12 protein-coding genes are annotated in these 16,491 nt (G+C 72.2%); 5 read left to right on the top strand and 7 right to left on the bottom strand.

All coding sequences use genetic code 11. The annotated features are described in order from the left end of the window. Position 1: 1 nt before the first annotated feature. The 5 genes from dnaG to O7597_RS03810 form a co-directional block, all read right to left on the bottom strand. A complete protein-coding gene (gene dnaG / locus O7597_RS03790) occupies positions 2-1,867 on the bottom strand; it encodes a DNA primase (protein ID WP_269737748.1) in 1,866 nt (621 codons plus the stop codon). 178 nt (positions 1,868-2,045) lie between these two features. Then, positions 2,046-3,695: a BCCT family transporter gene (locus O7597_RS03795; RefSeq protein ID WP_269737749.1), complete on the bottom strand. Its 1,650-nt coding sequence runs from the start codon at positions 3,693-3,695 to the stop codon at positions 2,046-2,048. Positions 3,696-3,827: 132 nt separating this feature from the next. Further along, positions 3,828-4,673, bottom strand: a complete 846-nt coding sequence (locus O7597_RS03800) for a siderophore-interacting protein (protein WP_269737750.1) — start codon at positions 4,671-4,673, stop codon at positions 3,828-3,830. 53 nt (positions 4,674-4,726) lie between these two features. After that, on the bottom strand, positions 4,727-5,968 hold the full coding sequence (locus tag O7597_RS03805) for a deoxyguanosinetriphosphate triphosphohydrolase (RefSeq protein ID WP_269737751.1): 1,242 nt from the start codon (positions 5,966-5,968) through the stop codon (positions 4,727-4,729). After that, a complete protein-coding gene (locus tag O7597_RS03810; RefSeq protein ID WP_164449447.1) occupies positions 5,965-6,318 on the bottom strand; it encodes a VOC family protein in 354 nt (117 codons plus the stop codon). Before O7597_RS03810 ends, O7597_RS03805 begins: the two co-directional genes overlap by 4 nt. 290 nt (positions 6,319-6,608) lie before the next feature. Between O7597_RS03810 and O7597_RS03815 the strand changes: the two genes are divergently transcribed. Further along, the gene (locus tag O7597_RS03815; protein WP_269737752.1) at positions 6,609-7,109 is read left to right on the top strand and encodes a roadblock/LC7 domain-containing protein; all 501 of its coding nucleotides are present in this window, start codon (positions 6,609-6,611) and stop codon (positions 7,107-7,109) included. Between the two features lie 211 nt (positions 7,110-7,320). Here O7597_RS03815 and ppdK read toward each other — a convergent pair whose 3' ends face one another. Further along, positions 7,321-10,083: a pyruvate, phosphate dikinase gene (gene ppdK, locus O7597_RS03820; protein WP_281582035.1), complete on the bottom strand. Its 2,763-nt coding sequence runs from the start codon at positions 10,081-10,083 to the stop codon at positions 7,321-7,323. A 472-nt stretch (positions 10,084-10,555) separates the two neighbouring features. Between ppdK and O7597_RS03825 the strand changes: the two genes are divergently transcribed. Further along, positions 10,556-12,352: a beta-N-acetylhexosaminidase gene (locus O7597_RS03825; RefSeq protein WP_281583180.1), complete on the top strand. Its 1,797-nt coding sequence runs from the start codon at positions 10,556-10,558 to the stop codon at positions 12,350-12,352. Here O7597_RS03825 and O7597_RS03830 read toward each other — a convergent pair. Then, positions 12,297-13,001, bottom strand: a complete 705-nt coding sequence (locus O7597_RS03830) for a TetR/AcrR family transcriptional regulator (protein WP_269737754.1) — start codon at positions 12,999-13,001, stop codon at positions 12,297-12,299. The two genes, O7597_RS03825 and O7597_RS03830, sit on opposite strands and share 56 nt — an antisense overlap. A gap of 116 nt (positions 13,002-13,117) precedes the next feature. Here O7597_RS03830 and O7597_RS03835 point away from each other — a divergent pair, with 116 nt between their 5' ends. The 3 genes from O7597_RS03835 to O7597_RS03845 all read left to right on the top strand — a co-directional run bounded on the left by O7597_RS03835 (position 13,118) and on the right by O7597_RS03845 (position 16,488). Continuing rightward, on the top strand, positions 13,118-13,783 hold the full coding sequence (locus O7597_RS03835) for a DUF998 domain-containing protein (protein ID WP_269737755.1): 666 nt from the start codon (positions 13,118-13,120) through the stop codon (positions 13,781-13,783). A gap of 528 nt (positions 13,784-14,311) precedes the next feature. Then, a complete protein-coding gene (locus tag O7597_RS03840) occupies positions 14,312-14,968 on the top strand; it encodes a C39 family peptidase (RefSeq protein ID WP_281582036.1) in 657 nt (218 codons plus the stop codon). A 608-nt stretch (positions 14,969-15,576) separates the two neighbouring features. After that, the gene (locus O7597_RS03845) at positions 15,577-16,488 is read left to right on the top strand and encodes a ribokinase (RefSeq protein WP_269737757.1); all 912 of its coding nucleotides are present in this window, start codon (positions 15,577-15,579) and stop codon (positions 16,486-16,488) included. Positions 16,489-16,491 lie beyond the last annotated feature (3 nt).

Consider the following 16,491-nt stretch of genomic DNA (forward strand, 5'->3'; position numbering starts at 1 on the left):
CCTACAACCCTCCCGCCGCCTGCTCGCGCAGGGCACGGGCGTGCTGCTCCAGCGAGAGCAGCTCACCGAAGGCGGCGAAGTACTCGTCCTTGTTGTTCACCGGATTGATCCGCTGGATCCGGGACTTCAGCTCCCGGATCCGTGCGGTGACCGATCCCCACTGCAACCGGGCCATGGTGATCGAGACGTAGCGGGGGTCCGGCTCGCCGTCGATCCGCAGCGGTTCCACGGCCAGCTCACCGACCAGGGCCTGGGCGGCGAGATCGTCGCAGGCGTCGCGTACCGCCTCGATCCACACCGCGCCGCCGGCGGCCGAGGCGACCCCGCCGGCCGCGGCGACCGCCGCCCGGACGGCCACGTGCACCGGGTGCCGGTAGTCGGTGGCCTCGACCGCGTCGAACATCGGCCCGGCCAGCACCGGCACCTGGAGGGCCAGCTTCAACGCCTCCCGCTCCACCATCGACTGTGGGCTGTCCACGCTGGGCTCGACCCGGGCGACCCGGGCGGGCGGACCGTCCGCCGGTCGTCCCGAGGCGGCGGTCAGCACCGCCCGCTGCACCGGCTCGATCTCCATGCCGAGGTCACCGGCGAGCTTGCGGACGTACTCCGGGCGCTTCTCCCGGTCCTTGAGCTTCGCCACCAGGGGCGCGGCCCGCCGCATCGCCTCGACCCGACCGTCGACGGTGTCCAGGTCGTACCGGCTGATCACGTGCCGCAGCGCGAAGTCGACGAGTGGCTCGCGGCGGGCGACCAGGTCGCGTACGGCCAGGTCGCCCTTTGCCAGTCGCAGCTCGCACGGGTCCATGTTGTCGGGGCTGACCGCGATGAAGGTACGCCCGACGAAACGCTGGTCGTCGTCGAAGGCGCGCAGCGCGGCCTTCTGCCCGGCCGCGTCCCCGTCGAAGGTGAAGATGATCTCGCCTGCGACGGCGTCGGTGTCCAGCAGCAGCCGGCGCAGCACGCCGATGTGGTCGGCACCGAAGGCGGTGCCGCAGGTCGCCACGGCGGTCGGTACGCCGGCCAGGTGGCAGGCCATCACGTCGGTGTAGCCCTCGACCACCACCACCCGCCCCTGCTTGGCGATCTCCCGTTTCGCCTGGTCGATGCCGTAGAGCACGTGGGACTTCTTGTAGATCGGCGTCTCGGGGGTGTTCAGGTACTTCGGGCCGTCGTCGTCGGCGAACAGTTTGCGGGCACCGAAGCCGATCACGTCGCCGGTCAGGTCCCGGATCGGCCAGAGCAACCGGCGGCGGAACCGGTCGATGAGGCTGCCTGAGCGGGCCGGGCGGGACAGCCCGGCGGTGACCAGTTCGTCGTGGCTGAAGCCACGCTGACGCAGGTGCCTGGTGAGCAGGTCCCATCCCTCGGGGGCGAAGCCGCAGCCGTACCGCTGCGCGGCGGCCCGGTCGAAGCCGCGCTCGGCCAGGAACTCCCGGGCGGGACGCGCGCCGGCGGTGGCCAACTGCGCGCTGTAGAACTCGACGGCGGCGGCGTGCGCGGCGACCAACCGCTGCCGCTGGCCCTGCTGCGGGCGGTTCGGTCGGGGTGCGGAACGGTCGTCCTCCACGTACCGCAACTGCAGGCCGGCGCGGGCGGCGAGCCGCTCCACCGCCTCGACGAAGCTGAGGTGCTCGGCGTCCATCAGGAACTTGATGGCGTCGCCACCGGCGCCGCAGCCGAAGCAGTACCAGACGTTGCGGGCGGGCGAGACGTTGAACGACGGGCTCTTCTCGTCGTGGAACGGGCAGAGCCCCTTGAGGTTGCCGCCGCCGGCCGACTTGAGCGTCACGGTGTCGGAGATGATCTCGGCGATGGACGTACGCTCGCGGACCAGCGCGATGTCCTCGTCCCGGATCCGCCCCGCCATGCCGCCACCTCCTCGACCTACATCCTGCCCTGCCCGCCCACGTCGCACGGAAGGGCCCCTTGGTGACGTCTCCGACAGCGGACGCACCCTTGCCGACACCATCGGCGCCGGGGCGCGAACACCGACGCCGCGCCGTTCCGGCGCGGAGGCGGAACGGCGCGGCGGGCGGGCGGGACGGTCAGCGAGGACGGCGACGCAGGTAGCGGCGTACCGGCGGCGGGTCCTCCTCCTCGTACGACCGGGCGGCGCGCACCGCGTCGGCCAGGCCGTGCGGGCGGGTACGCGCCGGGGCGGCCAGCAGTGGATCGCGGGCCATGTCCTTGACCAGGGCCACGGCCAGCCCGAGCATCACCACCACGAACGGCAACGCCACCATGATGGTGGCCTGTTGCAGCGCGTCAAGTCCACCGACGAGCAGCAGCACGGCGGCGACCGCGCCGATCAGGATTCCCCAGCTGACCACGACCACCCGGTGCGGGCGCAGCGCACCCCGGGAGGTCAGCGAACCGAGCACCAGCGAGGCGGAGTCGGCGCTGGTGACGAAGTACAGCGCGATGAGCACCATGGCCAGCACGCTGGTCAGCGCCGCCAGCGGCAGCGCGTCGAGCAGACCGAACAGGGCCTGCTCGCTGCTGGCGGAGGCGTCGGCGACCAGGTCACGTACCCCGGTGGCCTGCACGCGCAGCGCGCTGCCACCCATGATCGCGAACCAGACGGCGCTGGCGCCGCTGGGCACCAGGAGCACCCCGATCAGGAAGTGCCGCACGCTTCGGCCCCGGGAGATGCGGGCGATGAAGGTGCCGACGAACGGCGCCCAGGAGATCCACCACGCCCAGTAGAAGATGGTCCAGCCGCCCAGCCAGGCCGGGTCGGAGAACGCCCCGGTCCGGGTGGACATGAAGACGAGGTTGCTCAGGTAGTCGCCGATCGAGGCGGGCAGCACCTCAAGGGTGTAGATGGTCGGCCCGACCACGAAGACGAAGAGCATCAGCGCCACGGCCAGCACCACGTTCGTGGTGGACAGCCACTTGATGCCCCGGTGCAGGCCGGTGAAGGCGGAGATGACGAAGGCCAGCGTCAGTGCCCCGATCACCACAAGTTCCACCGCGGTGCTGTCCGGCACTCCGGCGACCAGGTCCAGGCCGGCGGCGACCTGGAGGGCGCCGAGCCCGAGGCTGGTGGCGGAGCCGAAGACGGTGGCGAAGACGGCCAGCAGGTCGATGACCTGGCCGACGGCGCCGTCGGCGCGGTCGCCGATGAGCGGCCGGAACGCCGCCGAGATCCGGTTCTGCCGGCCCCGACGGAACGTCGAGTACGCCAGGGCCAGCGCCACCACCGCGTAGATCGCCCACGGGTGCAGGGTCCAGTGGAAGAGGGTGAACTGCATGGCCGCCGACGCCGCCTGCCCGGTCTGCGGCGCGACGCCGGTCGCCGGTGGCGGTGTGGCGTAGTGCTGGATGGGCTCGGCCACGGCGAAGAAGACCAGGCCGATGCCCATGCCGGCGCTGAACATCATGGCGATCCAGGCCAGCGTGCTGAACTCCGGCTCGTCGTCGTCCCGGCCGAGCCGGATCCGGCCGAACCGGGACAGCGCCAGCACCACCGCCAGCACCAGGAAGGCGTTGGCCGCCACCACGAAGAACCAGCCGAACGTGTCGATCACCCAGGCCAGACCCGATTCGCCGACGCTCGCCAGCGAGTCACGGGCCAGCGCCCCCCAGAGCACCACGGCGAGCACCCCGCCGACGCCCAGGCCGAGCACGATCGGGTCGATCGCGCCGCCCTTACCGCCCGGTTCGGCGGTCTTCTCGTCTACCTGCTCGCTCATGGTCACCCCTGACCATCCTCCCGTTCCCCTGCCGTCGTGCTCCGACATTCCGGCTAATCGCACCCTGAGGGCCGACTTTCGGCCGTTCAGGGGCGCGTTGGGGTGCCACCTTGCCGGTAATCGAGCGCAAGGTCAACCGAGCGGCACGGGAAGACGGGGTTGTTCGTCGGCCTCGACCTGGCGGTTCCAGTCGGCCTTGGTGGCCCGCCAGCCCTCGTCGTCCAGGCCCTTGCGCCAGTAGCCGGAGATGGACAGCCACTCGCGGGGAACCGACCGTTCCACCCGCAGCAACCGACGCAACTGGCGGACGAACGACGCTTCACCGTGCACGAAGGCGTGCACCGTGCCGAGCGGGAACTCCAGCTCGCGCACCGCCGCCACCAACGCCTCGCCCACCGGGCGTACGCCCCGGTGCAGCCAGGTCAGCCGCACCGCGCCGGGGCTGGGCAGCGGCTGCTCGTCGGCCGGGCCGTCGACCTCGACGAACACGTGCGCGGGCGCACCGACGGGCAGCCGGGCGAGGGCGGCGGCGATCGCCGGCAGGGCGCTCTCGTCGCCGACCAGCAGGTGCCAGTCCGCCGCCGGGCTCGGCGCGTACGCCCCGCCCGGGCCGACGAACAGCACCTCGTCGCCGGGGCGCAGCGCGGCCGCCCACGGGCCGGCCAGCCCCTCGTCGCCGTGGTGCACCACGTCGACGGTCATCTCCCCGGCCACCGCGTCCCAGGCGCGGACCGTGTACGCGCGCAGCCGGGGCCACTGCTCGCGCGGCAGGTCGCGACGGATGGCGGCGAGGTCGATCGGGCGCGGGTGGTCGACCCCGGCCACCGGAAAGACGATCTTGATGTAGTGGTCGGTGTACTCGCCGACCGGCAGGCCGGCCAGTTCCTCCCCGCCGAGTACCAGTCGGACCACGTGCGGAGTGGGCCGCCAGGTGCGCAGTACGCGGGCGGAGGTGACCTTCTTCGGGCGATCCGTCATTCGGTTAGGCTAACCTCACTCACGGCGCACCGGTCAGCCCCGGGGCCACGATGTCAGCTTCTGATCAGACGGTCGTGCCAGGCCACGGCGGCGGGATCGGTCAGTGAGGCCACCTGGTCGATCACCACCCGCCGTCGACCTTCGTCGTCGGCCGCCGCCCGCCACAGCGGAGCGAAGACCGGATCGAGCGCTTCCGGTGCCCGCGCGGTCAGGGTTGCCACCAGCTCGGCGATGATCTCCCGCTGCCGCCGGTAGCGGCCCTGGGCACCGGGCCGACGCATCACGTAGCGCAGGGCGATGCCCTTGAGCAGCGCGCACCGGGCCCGCAACGGCCGGGGTACGACCAGGTCGGCCGCGTACCGTCGGTGTGGTCCCGGGCCGAAGCGTTCGGTGGTGGCGGCCACGGCGGTCGCCACGAACCGACCGGTCAGCACGCTGGTGGTGGCCTTGAGCGCGGCCTGGGCCCGGTGGCTGCCGTCGTAGCCGGCCAACGGGGCGAGCACCGGGTCGGTGAGCAGTCCGGTCAGCGTCTCCTCGAGGTAGTCGGGCGACTCGGTCGAGTAGACGGCGGCGACGTCTTCGCAGAGCGCGGCCCGCTCGTCCGGGTCGGCGAGCAACGGCTCCAGCGTGAGGTAACCGCCGTGAATACCGTCCTCGACGTCGTGCACCGAGTACGCCACGTCGTCGGCCCAGTCCATCACCTGCGCCTCCAGGCACCGCCGCGCACCGCTCGGGCAGCCCTGCCGCAGCCAGGCGAAGGCGGGCAGGTCGTCGGCGTACACCCCGAACTTGCGTTGGCCGGGTCGGCGGGTCCACGGGTACTTGCTCACCGCGTCCAGCGCGGCACGGGTCAGGTTCAGCCCGGCGGACGTGCCGTCCGGGGCGTACACCTTCGCCTCCAACCGGGTCAGCACCCGCAGCGTCTGGGCGTTGCCCTCGAACCCACCGCAGTCGGCGGCCAGTTCGTCGAGCGCGCCCTCGCCGTTGTGTCCGAACGGCGGGTGCCCGAGGTCGTGGGCCAGCCCGGCGGTGTCCACCACGTCCGGATCACAGCCCAGCCGGGCGCCCATCTCCCGGGCGATCTGGGCCACCTCCAGCGAGTGGGTCAGCCGGGTACGCAGGAAGTCGTCGGTGCCGGCCGTGTGCACCTGGGTCTTCGCGGCCAGCCGGCGGAACGCCGCGGAGTGCAGCACTCGGGCCCGATCCCGCTCGTACGGGGACCGGCCGTGCTCCGGATCCTTGACCGGCTCCGCGACCCGACGCGCCGCGTCCGGCTCACCGGACGCGGCAGTCAATCCCCACGCTGCCGCAACACGCAGAACTCGTTGCCCTCCGGGTCGGCCAGCACCGTCCAGTCGTCGCCGTCCTGACCGATGTCGACGTGCCGGGCGCCCATGTCGACGAGCCGCTCCACCTCGGCCTCCCGGTCGGTCGGCCGCAGGTCGAGGTGCAGCCGGTTCTTGCCGGCCTTGGCCCCGGTCACGGGTACGAAGACGATGCCCGGCAGCCGATCCGCGCTCTGCCGGATCTCCACCTCGTCCGGCCGCTCCTCGACCACCTGGTACCCGAGCGCCTCGGCCCACCAGCGGGCCAGCCGACCCGGATCACGGGCGTCGACGGTCAGGCTCTCCCAGACGGCGGTCATCCGGACACCGCCACCGCGACACCGACAGCCTCTGACAACTCGGTACGGGATCCCATCCGGCCACCCCTTCGCGAAACGACGGTCCACGGGCGAAGTCAGGTTACGCCCGGGGGCCCGGTTCGGCGCGCCGACGACCTGCCCCCGGCGGGTCCACATCCTCCGATCAGACGAGAGTTGCCGTCCGATTGCCATCGGTGACGGGATCGCACTCATCGACGTCCACGGGTAGCGTCGCCACTGCGGAACGTCACCTGTTGCGGCGAGACACGACCGGTGGGAGAGACACGATCGTGAACGCGGAAACGATGATGGGCACCGAGCTGCGCGGGCTGCGCCGACGCCGTCCCGAGGTCTCCGGCACGGTGCTCGCCGGCACGGACGGCCTGCTAATCTCCAGCGACCTGCCCACGACCGACGCCACTCACCTGGCGGCGCTGGCCGCGGCCAGCTTCGGCCTCGGGCACCGGATGGCGGCCACCGTCCGGCAGGGCGAGTTCCACGAGTCCGTGGTGCACACCGCGGCCGGTTGCGTGGTCACCTACCCGGCCGGGCGGGACGCCCTGCTGACCCTGGTCACCGCACCGGGAGCGGATCTGGCGGCGCTGCGCGAAGAGGCCCGTGGGGTGGTCCGGCGTACCGGTCCCGCCCTGGCCGCCTGCCGCCAGCCGACACTGCTGCCCCACCAGGCGGATCCGCACGCCCCGCTGGCGGCGCGCACCCCGATGGCCACGCTGCCGAACCAGCGCCCCCGCCGCGCCCAGTCCGTCACCTGGCGCCGCCCCCCGATCTGACCGCTCGATGCCGCTGGCGCACCGCCCCGTCATGCACCGTGCCGCCGTGCGCCGTGCGCCGTGCCGCCGTGCCGCCGTGCAGCAACATCGGGGATATTGCTGTCTCACGGTCGCTCGACACAGCAATCTCCCCGATGTTGCTCGCCTCACGGTGCAACGCATCGCGGCACGGCGGGTATGGGCTCGCCCCGGGGCGGGGCGAGCCGTGTGGTCAGCGACTGTCGGAGCCGGTGGTGACGATGGCGGCCCGGCCGGCCTCCAGCCGCGCCACCGGCACCCGGAACGGCGAGCAGGAGACGTAGTCCAACCCGACGGAGTGGAAGAAGTGCACCGAGTCGGGATCACCGCCGTGCTCTCCGCAGACGCCGAGCTTGAGGCCCGGGCGGGCCGCCCGCCCCTCCTCGGCGGCGATGCGGACCAGCCGGCCGATGCCGTCGGCGTCGATGGACTCGAACGGTGAGATGCCGAAGATGCCCAGCTCCAGGTAACGCCAGAAGAACGCCCCCTCCACGTCGTCGCGGGAGAAACCCCAACCCATCTGGGTCAGGTCGTTGGTGCCGAAGGAGAAGAACTCGGCCGCCTCGGCGATCTGCCCGGCGGTCAACGCCGCCCGAGGCACCTCGATCATCGTGCCGATCAGCACGTCGACGTCACTGCCACCGACCACCTCGGCGATGATCCGCTCGGCCTCGGCGCGTACCGTCTCCAGTTCCTGCACCGCGCCGACCAGCGGGACCATGATCTCCGGGCAGGCGGGGACGCCCTGGCGGGTGCACTCCACGGCCGCCTCGGTGATCGCCCGGACCTGCATCGCGAACAGGCCGGGGATGACCAGGCCCAGGCGTACGCCGCGCAGCCCGAGCATCGGGTTCTCCTCGTGCATCCGGCGTACCGCCGCGAGCAGCGCCTCCTCCTTGGCGACGTCCTCGCCGCGTTCCTGGGCGACCGCCACGTTGACGGCGAGCTGCTCCAGCGGCGGCAGGAACTCGTGCAGCGGCGGGTCGATCAGCCGGACGGTGACCGGCAGGCCGTTCATCTCCCGGAGGATCTCCACGAAATCGGCCCGCTGCAACGGCAGCAACGCGGCGAGCGCCTCCTCCCGCTCGGCCGGGTCGCGGGCCAAAATCAGTCGTTCGACCAGCTCGCGGCGGTCGCCGAGGAACATGTGCTCGGTGCGGCACAGCCCGATGCCCTCGGCCCCGAAGCGCCGGGCCCGGGCCGCGTCGGCGGCGGTGTCGGCATTGGTACGCACCGCCAGGCGCCGGCTGGCGTCGGCGTGCGACATGATCCGGTGCACCGCCTTGACCAGGGCGTCGTCCGTGCTCGCCGGGTCGAGTTCGCCCTCGAAGTAGCGCACCACCTCCGACGGGCTGACCGGCACCTCACCCAGGTACACCTTGCCGGTGGTGCCGTCGATGGAGACGACGTCGCCCTCGGTGACCGTGCGCCCGGCCACGACGAACCGCCGCTTCGGCACGTCGATGTCCAGTTCGTCGGCGCCGGAGACGCAGGTCTTGCCCATCCCCCGGGCCACCACGGCGGCGTGGCTGGTCTTGCCACCCCGCGAGGTGAGGATGCCCCGGGCGGCGATCATGCCGTTCAGGTCGTCGGGGTTGGTCTCCCGGCGGACCAGGATGACGGCCTCGCCCTCGGCGGCCAGCTCGACCGCGCGGGCCGAGGTGAAGACCACCTTGCCGACCGCCGCGCCCGGTGACGCGCCGATCCCGGTGGCGACCGGCTGGAAGTCGTGGTCGAGCTGGAAGCGCGGGAACATCAACTGGGCCAGTTGCCCGCCGTTGACCCGGTGCAGGGCCTCGTCGAGGTCGATCAGGCCCTCGTCGACCAGCTGGCCGGCGATGACGAACGCGGCGGCGGCGGTGCGCTTGCCGACCCGGGTCTGGAGCATCCACAGCTTGCCGCGCTCGATGGTGAACTCGATGTCGCACAGGTCGCGGTAGTGCCGCTCCAGCCGGGCCATGTAGTCGAGCAGCTCGTCGTAGGAGTCCTTGTCGATCCGCTCCAGTTCCTGCAACGGCACGGTGTTGCGGATGCCGGCGACGACGTCCTCGCCCTGCGCGTTGGCCAGGTAGTCGCCGTAGATGCCCTGGGCGCCGCTGGCCGGGTCGCGGGTGAAGGCGACGCCGGTGCCGGAGTCGGGACCGAGGTTGCCGAAGACCATCGCCACCACGTTGACGGCGGTGCCGAGGTCGGCCGGAATGCGCTCCTGCCGGCGGTAGACCACCGCCCGCTCGGCGTTCCACGAGTCGAACACCGCGCGGACCGCCAGGTCCAGCTGCTCCCGCGGCTCCTGCGGGAACTCCCGTCCGGTGTGCTTGGTGAAGATCTTCTTGTACGCGTCGACCAGCCCGCGCAGGTCGTCCGCGTCCAGGTCCAGGTCCAGGTCGGTGCCCTTGGCGCGCTTGGCCTCGTCGAGCGCGTGCTCGAACTCCTCGCCCGGCACGTCGCAGACGGTCTTGCCGAACATCTGGATCAGCCGCCGGTAGGAGTCCCAGGCGAACCGGTCCGCGCCACCGGAGGCGGCCTGATCGGTCGAGCCACCGGAAGCGGGCTGGTCGGTCGAGCCGCCGGCCTGCCGGGCCAGCCCCTCGACGCTGCGGTCGTTGAGACCGACGTTGAGCACGGTCTCCATCATTCCGGGCATCGAGAACTTCGCCCCGGAGCGCACCGAGACCAGCAGCGGGTCGTCCGGGTCGCCCAGCCGCCGGCCCATCTCGCGCTCCAGCGCCGTCAGGTGCGCGGTGATCTGGTCGGCGAGTCCGGCCGGTTCCGTACCGGTGCCGAGGTACGCCTGGCATGCCTCGGTGGTGATGGTGAAGCCGGGCGGCACCGGCAGGCCGAGATTCGTCATCTCGGCCAGGTTCGCTCCCTTGCCGCCGAGGAGGTCCTTGAGATCCTTGTTGCCCTCGGCGAAGTCGTAGACGTACTTGTGCTCAACCGTCTCTTGCGCTGCCACCAGAGCCTCCCACGCGCCCGGATTGACACTTAACGAAGGTTCAGTTTTCTGATACCCCGGATCCACTGGCTGGTAATCCGGGGAGTCGTGCCGATCGGTGGGCGAAGGCTAAGCGAACAACGCGTGGCCCGGGAGCATTCGGTGACAATAGGCACAGCAATCACGACTGTTCGCGTTCGTGACAGTTTTTGGGAACGGTTCCACGCGCACATTCACGCAATTGCCGGCCTCCCCGTACGCTAGACGGCACGCTCTGTGACCACCTCGCACCATTGCCACAACCGCCGCGAATACACCCCCCTCGGGAGTTCTCGTGTCCACCCCGTCCAGCACCGCACCGGAACCACTCGACCCCACCCGCCCCGCCGAGGTCACCACCGAGGCGGCGCCCGCCCCGCAGCGGGAGACCGCCGCAGCGGACCGGACCAGCGCAGGTGGCGGGATCGCCGCCCGGACGAACGCCGGGCCCCAGATCGCCGCCCGGACGAACGCCGAGGCCGAGACCGCCGCGCGGACGAACGCCGAGGCGCAGACCGCCGTACCGGTGAACGCGGCGGCCGAGACCGCCGCGGGTGCCGACGACGCGGCTCGGGCTGCCGGGCGCACCGCCGAGGAGTTGGCCCGGGCGGCGGAGCGCGAGGCCGCGACGCTGCTCGGGCCGCCGGCACCGAACCGGCTCGGCGACGTGGTGCCCGCACCCGAACGGGTCGAGCCGGACGCCGCGGCCGACTACCTGCTCGCCGTCGACGCGGTGATCAGGGTCAGCGCCGACCCGGCCGCCGTGGCCGTCGCCCGGCAGCTCGCCGCGCTGTTGCGCCCGGCCACCGGATACCCGCTGCCGGTGACCGACACCACCGCGCCCGTCCCGGCCGGCGGCATCGCCCTCGTCCTGACCGACGAAATCGCCCTGGGCGCGGAGGGCTACCGGCTCGACATCAGCACCGACGGCGTACGCATCGCCGCCGGCACCGCCGCCGGTCTCGCCCACGGGGTGCAGACGCTGCGGCAGCTGCTGCCGGCCGCCGTCGAGAGCGCCACCCCGGTCACCGAACGCTGGGTGCTGCCCGGCGGGTCGATCCTCGACCGTCCCCGCTATCCGCACCGGGGCGCGATGCTCGACGTGGCCCGGCACTTCTTCGGCGTCACCGACGTGCTGCGGGTGATCGACCACCTGGCCCGGTACAAGCTCAACCGGCTGCACCTGCACCTCACCGACGACCAGGGCTGGCGGATCGCGATCGACTCCTGGCCCCGGCTCGCCACCGTCGGGGGGGCCGGTGCGGTCGGTGACGCCCCTGGCGGGTACTACACCCGGGCCGACTACCAACGGATCGTCGGGTACGCCGCCGAGCGGCACATCACCGTGATCCCCGAGGTCGACCTGCCCGGTCACACGAACGCCGCGTTGACCGCGTACGGCGAGCTGGCCCCCGACCGGGCCGCGCCGGCGCCGTACACCGGCACCGAGGTCGGCTTCAGCTACGTCGATCCAGCCAGCGAGCGCACCTACGACTTCGTCGCCGACGTACTCGGCGAGATCGCCGCGCTCACCCCCGGCCGGTGGCTGCACATCGGCGGCGACGAGGCGTTCAAGGTGCCCGCCGAGGTGTACGCCGGCTTCGTCGACCGGACGCAACGCATCGTTGCCGGCCTGGGCCGGGACGTGATCGGCTGGCACCAGATCGCCCCGGCCCCCCACCGCGACGGGCGGATCCTGCAATGGTGGGGCACGACCGGCGAGGATCCGGTGACCGCCGAGGCGGTCCGCCGGGGCGCTCGACTGGTCCTCTCCCCCGGCAACCACGCGTACCTCGACATGAAGTACGCCCCGAACACCCCGATCGGGCACGACTGGGCCGGGCTGATCGACGTACGCCGGGCGTACGACTGGGACCCGGCCACCCACCTGGCGGACGTACCGGCCGAGGCGGTGCTCGGCGTCGAGGCGCCGCTGTGGACCGAGTCGGTGACCACCCTCGCCGAAATCGAGTACATGCTGTTTCCCCGGCTGCCCGCCATCGCCGAGCTTGGCTGGTCCCCCCGCTCGACGCACGACTGGGACTCGTTCCGGCGGCGACTCGCGGGGCACGGCCCCCGCTGGGCCACCGCGGGCATCACGTACCACCGGTCCGCCGAACTGCCCTGGCCGGCGACGCCGGTGCCCGCCCCGCGTAGCCCGTCACCCGGCGCCGATCAGGCCGAGCAGCCGTCGGTCAGCGGCCGCGACGAGCCGCCAGTCCGTCCAGGATCAGTTCCAGACCGAGGGTGAAGCGGTCCACCGGTCCGGCGGCGAACAGTGCGTCGCGCAGCGCGACGGTGTGCGGGAAACGGTCGGCGGGCAGGTCGTGGTAGTACTGCGCGACCTGTGCCCAGCGCCGTCGTGCCGCCTCCGGGCCGCCCTGACCCGCGACGCGCTGCCGGGCGGTGTCGAGGGCGTCCGCGGTCACGTAGAGCGAAAGCCGGTCGACCGTCCACGCACAGACCTCGTCCGGAAAACCGGCCGGGCGAAGGATCGCCAGCAGCGCTTCGGCGATGCGGGCCGAACTGTCGCCGACCGGCGGACCCGACATGGCCACCGCGGCGATGTCGTGGTGCGCCAGCAGCACCCGGCGCACCTCGCGGGCCAGCGCGACGAGTGACTCGCGCCAGTCATCCGGGTCGGGCGGTGGCACGACGACCTCCGTCAACACCCGGTCGAGCACGAGTTCGAGGAGTTCGTCCTTGCCGCTGACGTGCCGGTAGATCGAGGCCGGCCCGGTGCCGAGCGCGTCGGCGACGCTGCGCATGGTCACCGCGTCCACGCCGGCCCGGTCGACCAGGTCGAGCGCCACCGCGACGATCGCCTGCCGGGTCAGCGCGGGCTTCGACCGGGCGGCACGACGCCGCCCGCCCGGGGACCCCGCACCGCTGTCGATCATCCGGCTCCCTCCGCACGTTCCGGTAGCCGACCGACCCCGGCGGGACGGCCACAGACTAGTCGAGACCACCGGGCCCATCTTGCGAACACCGTTCGCAGCGTGCGAACATCGTTCGCATGGTGCCGAAGCAGGACTCCATCACCCGTGGCGCTGCCACCGCCGCCATCCTCGCGCCGGCCTTGCTGATCGGCCTGGACCTGACCGACGGGGCGACCCGTCCCGGCTACCAGCTCACCCGACACTGGATCAGCCATCTGTCGTTGGGTGAACGGGGCTGGCTCGGCACGGTCAAGCTCGTCGCCGTCGGCCTGCTGATCGTCGCCGTCGCGCTCGGGCTGCGGGATCGGGCGAAACCGGTCATCGCGACGCCGCGTGGAGCAACCTGGCGACCGGTCGCACTGGCCGGGCTGGCCCTGCTGGCTGCCGCCGCATTTCCGATCGACCCGGGCCTCGGCTACCCACCGGGTGTCAGCGGGCAGCAAACCTGGCACGGCGGGCTCCACGACCTCGCTGGACTGGCCGTCGTCGTCGCGCTGGCCGTGGCCGCCTGGCGGCTGGGCCGGGATCTCGACGCAGGCAGCGCGACGGCCCGCTGGCGGGAGCTGGGACGCGGCGTCGCGGCGCTGGTGCCGGTCGCCTTCCTGACCTGCGCCACGCTCGTCACCCTCGACCATGCCGGCCTGGTCACCGGCGCACCGGGTGGGCTTTTCGAGCGGATCGCGGTGTATGCCGGAATCGCCTGGCTCGGCGTCGCCAGCGCCCGACTGCTGACCCGCCCCTGACCTCCGCACCGGTCGTCCGCGCAGCTCGCACCCTGCGGGACCTCGGCTTCCCGACGCGCCGCCACCTCGATGGTGCGATGCCGTCGATTGTCCGAATCCGCAGTGACCGGGGCCACCCGGCCGGCGGAATCGGGGGCCCGGTCCGGTGGTTGTACATGGCGTAACCACGAGCGCCCCCCGAGCGCCACCCCCGGCGGGTCGGAATGACCCCCCACCGTCGGGCGTTACATCCCCCAGAACACCGCCAGGGCAGCCGGCCTCCCCGCGAGGTCCCGGAATGCACCCGGCCCACCCGGCGTTACATCCCCCGGGCCGCAATCCCCCGGAATGACCCCCGGCCAAAAGGGCGTTACATCCCCCGGGCCGCCAGCCTGCGAAATGAGCCCGGTCGACCCGGCGTTACACCATCTCCCGGGCACCGACCCGCCGAACCCAGCGCGTAGCAAGCGTTCTCCCCTTTCCGCACGGCCCACCCGCACCCCCATCGCGGGCACCGCCGCGCGCACCCCCGACCGAAAGGTGCGAATCATGGCTACCACCATCCTGCGCAAGACCGCCCTGACCATCGCCGCTGCCGCCGCCACCGCCGGAGGCATCGCCGGCCCCGCCGTCGCCGCCCACGCCACCCCGGGTGTCCAGGCGAGCGCCGTGCAGGCCGACCGCAAGCCCGCCGGCGAACGCGAACTCGGCGTCCGCTACGAAGCCCAGCCCAACTTCTACTACTGCGGCCCCGCCGCCGCCCGCAACGCCCTGAGCGTGCAGGGCAAGAACATCGACGTCGACACCATGGCCAAGGAAATGCGCACCACCGAGGCCGGCACCAACTCCATCAACGACATCACCCCCGTCCTGAACAAGGAGACCGGCAAGGACGTCTACCGCTCGGTCGAGATCACCACCCCCAAGGCCGACGACAAGCAGACCGACAAGCTGCGCGACGACATCGTCACCACCATCGACGACGGCCGCGCCGTGGTCGCCAACATCGCCGGCACCGCCACCGACACCGACGGCACCACCCACAGCTTCGAAGGCGGCCACTACATCAGCGTCGTCGGCTACCGCGACGGCGGCGACACCGTCACCATCGCCGACTCCGCCGACCCCACCCAGGCCTCCTACCGGATGAGCATCGACGCACTGGCCGACTGGATCGCCACCCGCGGCTACAGCGCCACCTCCTGACCAACCAAACAACCACGAAGGGCCGACCCCACCCGGGGTCGGCCCTTCACCGTCTCCACCCCCGGTTCCCACCACCGCACCGCACCGCGAATGCGACAACTTCGGGGATGTCGCTGCCTGAAGCCGCAGCCAGGCAGCGACATCCCCGAAGTTGGTGCCTCCGCCCGCGGGCACGACGGCACGCAGGCACGACGGCGCGGGAAGACGACGGCGCGCAGGCACCACGGCGCGCAGGCACCACGGGCTCGGGTGTGATGGCCCTCCGGCGAGTCGGAGGCCATCGACAGACCTCAGGTCATCCGCGCCGGAACCGCCGCGCCGCCACGCGCCGCGCCGTCCCGCCACGCGCCGCGCCGTCCGGATCACCCGCGCCGCCCGCGCGTCGGAACCGGCGTCGTACCCGGGACGAACCGACACGCGGCAGGTCGCCGCCCGGCCCCGCCGCAGCCCGGTGATGATCGGCAGAACTGGGCCTAGGCGCAGGTCAGGCGAGGGTCAGGGTTTCGGATCCGTTACCCGCAAGTGCCTCGCAGGTGTTGACACCTGGTGGTGGCCCGACGTAGCGTCGCCGCAAGTTGTACATGGTTGTCCATAGACAAGAGGCGAGCATGAAGATTGCGGTTGTTGGCAGTTACGGTGCCGGGCTCACCATGCGGGTGCCGCGGGCACCGGTCGCTGGCGAGACCCTTTCCGGCGGCCGCTTCGCTTCCGGGCACGGCGGCAAGGGGTCGAATCAGGCCGTGGCCGCGGCACGCCTCGGTGCCGAGGTGAGCTTCCTGACCGCGATCGGTCGGGACCAGTTCGGTGACGCGGCACGCCGCCTGTGGCACGACGAGGGGGTGGACGCCAGCGCGGTCCGCACCACCGACGCGGCCACCATGGTCGGCTTCATCCTCGTGGACGACGGGGGCGAGAACCGGATCGCCATCGCGCCGGGCGCCCTCGACGAGCTCACCCCGGCCGACGTCGACCGCTTCACCGACCGCATCGCCGAAGCCGACCTGGTCGTCGTCAGCCTGGAGATCCCGCTGCCGGTCGCGCTCGCCGCGCTGCGTACCGCCCGCGCTCACGGGGTCCGCACGCTGCTCAATCCGGCCCCGGCCGTGGCACTGCCCGATGAGGCGTGGGAGTGGATCGACGTGCTCACCCCCAACGCGAGCGAGGCACGCGTGCTCACCGGCCTGGACCCGACCGACGTCGCCAGCGCCGGAGACGTCGTCGAACTATTGCGGGCCCGCTACTCCGGCACCGTCGTACTGACCCTCGGTGCCGACGGCGCCCTCGTGGACTCCGGCGGGCACCAGACCCGGGTCGCGCCGGTCACCGCACCGCGGGTCGTCGACACCACAGGTGCTGGCGACGCCTTCACCGCAGCGCTCGCTGTCGCCCTGACCCGGGGTGACGACCTCATCGAGGCGGTCCGGTACGCCGCCGCGGCCGGCACCCACGCCGTCGGGATCGCCGAGGTCATACCCGCCCTGCCCGGCCCGGACGATGTCGCGGCCCTGTTGAGGAGATGAGAG

Source organism: Verrucosispora sp. WMMC514 (assembly GCF_027497295.1).
GTDB classification, from domain to species: domain Bacteria; phylum Actinomycetota; class Actinomycetes; order Mycobacteriales; family Micromonosporaceae; genus Micromonospora; species Micromonospora palythoicola.